Origin of the sequence: Stenotrophomonas sp. HMWF003, assembly GCF_003061285.1 — a bacterium.
Taxonomy (GTDB): domain Bacteria; phylum Pseudomonadota; class Gammaproteobacteria; order Xanthomonadales; family Xanthomonadaceae; genus Stenotrophomonas; species Stenotrophomonas maltophilia_AP.
This window is the reverse complement of sequence record NZ_QAIW01000259.1, coordinates 8,817-13,495: the sequence shown is the minus strand read 5'-3', so window position 1 is coordinate 13,495 and position 4,679 is coordinate 8,817. Positions and strand designations below refer to the sequence as shown.

Annotated in this window: 1 pseudogene; it reads left to right on the top strand. The window is 71.1% G+C overall.

The window, feature by feature from the left end:
* Nucleotides 1–4,679: pseudogene (locus DBR34_RS21770) on the top strand (transporter); the annotation flags it as partial.

The following is a 4,679-nucleotide window of genomic DNA, read 5'->3' as shown; positions in this document are numbered from 1 at the left end:
GTGCTGGACCTGCCCGGCCTCGGCCAGACGGCCGTGGCCAGCCACGGCGGCGTGATCGCCTTGAGTGCCAGCAACGGCCTGTATGTGGATGGCAGCCTGCATGCGGCAGCCGGTGGCAACGGCGCGCGCGGCGGCACGCTGGCATTGAACCTGGAAACGCCGGTGTACGGCCAGGTCGACCGCTGGACCAGCAAGGGCGCCGAGGTGGACGACGGCGTGCGCCTACCGCGCGAGCTGGTGATTGAGCAGCAGTACAGTGGCAGCGGCCTGGGTGCGGACGTGGTGGCCGGTGAACGCGACCCGAGCCTGGCCTACGGCAAGGCGCGCTACGGCGTGGATGCCCTCCAGGACGGCGGCTTCGACACCGCGTCGCTGTACGTCAACGGCCTGCTCGATTTCGACGGCAACGTGACGCTCAGCATGCGCCAGGCGCTGTACCTCACCGCCAGCGCGCTCGGCCTGTCCACCGACGCCGCACGCGACAGCCAGGTCCGGCTGGACGCGCCGTACCTGCGCTTGTCCGGCGCGGCGCGCCGCCAGATCGACAACACCATCATGCCCAACCCGGTGACCGGGTCGCGCAACCTCACCCCGGCCGCCGGCTCGCTGGGCGTGGCCACGCTGGCCGACGCCGCGTCCATCACCTTCGCCGGGGACCTGGTCGACGTGGTGGGCGCGGTCGGTTTCGGTGCGAACGGCGAGATCGTGCGCAATGCGGTCGATCCGCTGGTGGTCGAACGCGATGCCTTCGGCACGGTGCGCATCCAGAGCCAGGGCGACCTGCGCCTGCGCGCCGCCGACCTGTTCTCGCCGGGCAACACCACCCTGGCAGCCGCGCAGATCTACGGCAGCGGCAACGTCACCGTGGGCCTGCGCAGCACGTTGAACGAGTGGGGCGCGCTGACCACCGAACTGGACCCGGACCGCGTGCTGGACATCCAGCGCGTGGGCACCGTGTTGCCACCGCAGCCGTACAGCGTGTTCGGCAACATGAGCTTTGGCGCGGCGGTGATCAACCAGGGCGGCGTACTGCGCGCGCCGCTGGGCACCATCACGCTGGGCCGTGCCGATGGCAGCGGCTACACCGGCGTGGTCAACCTGCTGCCGGGCAGCGTGACCTCGGTCAGTGCCAAGGACCTGGTGATGCCCTACGGCGGCACCGTCGATGGGCTGGTCTACAACTACAACGGCGTGGACGTGGCCTACCAGGGCGTGGGCGGCGAACCGAAGGTGGAATTCCGCTCGCACGCGGTGAACGCGCAGCAGGGCGCGGTACTGGACCTGTCCGGCGGCGGCGAACTGACCGGTGCGGCGTTCCTGTCCGGCCGCGGCGGCTCCACCGATGCGCGCCTGCACCCGCTGGTGCAGATGGGCCGCGACGGCTTCACCCTGCCGGGCCTGGCCACCAACCCGGTGTATGCCATCGTGCCCGGCGCCCAGGCTGCGCAGGCGCCATTGGGCAGCGAGCGCGGCGCCGGCGACCCGGCCATTGGCCAGCAGGTCACCATCGGCGCCGGTGTGCCGGGCTTGCCGGCCGGCACCTACACCTTGTTGCCGTCCACCTATGCCTTGCTGCCCGGTGCATTCCGGGTGGAACTCAACGGCCTGGCCGGCAGCGCGGCGGCCTTCGGCACCACCCAGGCCATGCGCAACGGCTCGTGGAGCACCTCGGCACGGCTGGGCATTGCCAACACCGGCAGCAGCGACGTGCTGCCCACCCAGCTGGTGGTCACCGCCGCCGACACCCTGCGCAGCTACGCGCAGTACAACGAAACCAGCTACGCCACCTTTGCCCTGCAGCAGGCCGCGCGCGAAGGCGCCCCGCGCCCGTTGCTCGAGCGCGACGCCAAGGCGGTCAATTTCAACGTGACCAGTCCGGCCCTGGCCGGTGGGCTGGACCTGCCGTCGCTGCAGTTCAACGCCACCGTGCTGGACACAGCGGCGAGCGGCGGCACCGGTTCGGTAGCACGCCTGGTCAATGCCACCCACTACGAAATCCTGGCCGATGGTGCCGAAGCCAGCGCGGACTTCAACGGCATTTCGGTGCATGCCAGCGAGCTGAACCGCGTCGGCGCGGCGCGCCTGGAAATCGGCGGGCAGCTGCGCAGCACCTACGCCAACGCAAGGACCGGCTCGCTGCAGTCGGCCAACGTGATCACCATCGACGGCAGTTCGGGCAGCAACAGCATCGTGCTGCGTGCCGGTGCGCAGCTGCAGGCCGCCGACGTGTTCCTCATGACCGGCCGCCTGGCCGGCGGCATCGTGGTGGAGCAGGGCGCGGGCATCAACACGCTGGGCCAGGGCACCGCCGCCTACGACGCCACCCAGGGCTACATCTACGCGCCCGGCCGCAACGCACTGTTGGCCGTGTCCAACGGCCAGATCAACCTGCTGGCGCCCGATGCGCCGGACGCCCAGGGCAATGGCGCCGGCAGCATCGAGATCGGCGCCTGCGCGGTGGCTGGCACCTGCACCGGCCAGACCCGGTTGTACTCCGAAGGCACCATCGCCACCGCCACCGACAACCGGTTCGTGCTCGGCGATGCGGTGCGCTATGGCACGCGCAACCTGTCCCTGGCCGTGGGTGGCATCAACGTCGGCAGTGCCGAGGCCATTGCCGACGCCACCGCGCGCGGTACGTTGCCCTCTGGCATGACCCTCAACCAGGACGTGCTCAGCCGCCTGCTGCTGGGCGACACCAGCGTGGGTGCACCGGCGCTGGAAGCGCTGTCGCTGACCGCACGCGAGTCGGTCAACTTCTACGGCGATGTGTCGCTGTCCACCTTCGATGCGGTCACCGGAACGTCCGCGCTGAAGCAGCTGGTGCTGGGCACGCCGGCCATCTACGGTTACGGCGACGCCGATGCCGTGGCCCGCATCCATACCGACACCCTGGTCTGGAGCGGCGCGCTGGCGCCGGCCGGCAGCATCATCGCCGACGGCCCGGGCGCCGGCCACGGCCAGCTGGTGGTGGACGCCCGCGAGATCGTGCTGGGCTACGGCCCGCGCACGCAGCCGGACACCGTGCGTGCCCAGGACCGCCTCGCCCTGGGCTTTGCCGGCGTGCACCTCAACGCCAGCGAGCGCCTCACCGCCAACCAGAAGGGCAGCCTGGGCGTGTTCGAAACCCAGGGCGACTGGGACGCGGCCACGCGCTCATACGCCCGCCAGGGCGGCGACCTGTTCATCACCACCCCGCTGCTCACCGGCGCGGCCGGGTCGGTCAACACGATCACCGCCGGCGGCAACCTGCAGGTCACCGGCAACGGTGCCGCGGCCCGCCCCGACAACGCCACCCTGGCCGGCGCGCTGGGCGCGGAAATCGCCCTGGACAGCCGCGCCGGCACCCTGTTGCTGGACACCGCCGTGCTGCTGCCCAGCGGCAAGCTGAGCCTGGCCGCGCAGGGCGATGTGCGCCTGGCCGACGGCGCGCAGCTGGACCTGGCCGGCCGCCGCATCACCTTCTTCGACACCGCCAAGTACAGCTGGGGCGGTGATGTGGTGATCGACAGCCGCAGCGGCAACGTGCAGCAGGCCGCCGCTGCACGCATCGACCTGGCCGCGCAGAACAACCGCGCCGGTTCACTGCGCGTGCGTGCCGCCAGCGGCGCCATCGACCTGGCCGGCACCCTGCTCGGCAGCAGCAGCGGGCATTACGATGCCGGCGGCACCGACGTGCCTTACAGCGCCGGTCGGATCGACCTGCATGGGCAGTCCATCGCCGATTTCAGCGGCCTCAACACCCGCCTCACCCGCGATGGCGTCACCGGCGCGCGCACCTTCCGCATCGGCCTGGGCGACCTGGTGCTGGGCGATGAAGTGGTGGCGCACGAGGTGAACATCGGGCTGGACAACGGCCAGCTCACCGTCAACGGCACCGTCGATGCCAGCGGCGAACAGGCCGGCAGCATCCGCCTGGCCGCGCGCAACGGGGTCAGCCTGGGCAGCACGGCGGTGCTCGATGCCAGTGCCAGCGTGCTGCGCCGTGACAGCTATGGCGTGGCCATCGATGCGCCCAACCGGGCCACCATCGAGATCGATTCGGGCACCGGCTCCCTGGCCATCGCCAGTGGCGCGCGCATGGACCTGCGCGTGGCCGGCAGCGACCGCAGCCACGGCACGGTGGCCTTGAACGCGCCACGCGTGGGCAGCAACGACGTGGCCATCGACGCTGGCGGCGCGATCACCATCGACGGTGCGAAGGCGATCCAGCTCAACGCCTTCATCACCGACAACAGCGCCGCCGCCGGCAGCGACCGCACCGCCAGCGGCGAAACCTACCAGGTCATCGACCAGGCCTACCTCGACCGCCTGCACGCGCAGAGCAGCACCTTCATGGACGCCGCACTGGGCAACAGCGCGCTGGTCGACAACCGCCTGGCCGGCCTGCGTCGCTACGGCGATGCGTTCCACCTGCGCCCCGGCGTGGAAGTGGTGGCCGACCTCGGCGTGAACGCCGACGGCAACCTGCACGTGGACGGCGACCTGGACCTGTCCGCGCACCGCTATGCCAGCCTCTCCCCGGCGCTGGCGCGCAGCAGCGTGCGCGGCTCCGGTGAAGCCGGTGCGCTGGTGCTGCGCGCGCAGGGCGACCTGGAGGTGTTCGGCAGCATCAGCGATGGCTTCGATGGCGGCCGCCTGGGCAGCACCTTCGATGACAACGGCTGGTACCTCACCGC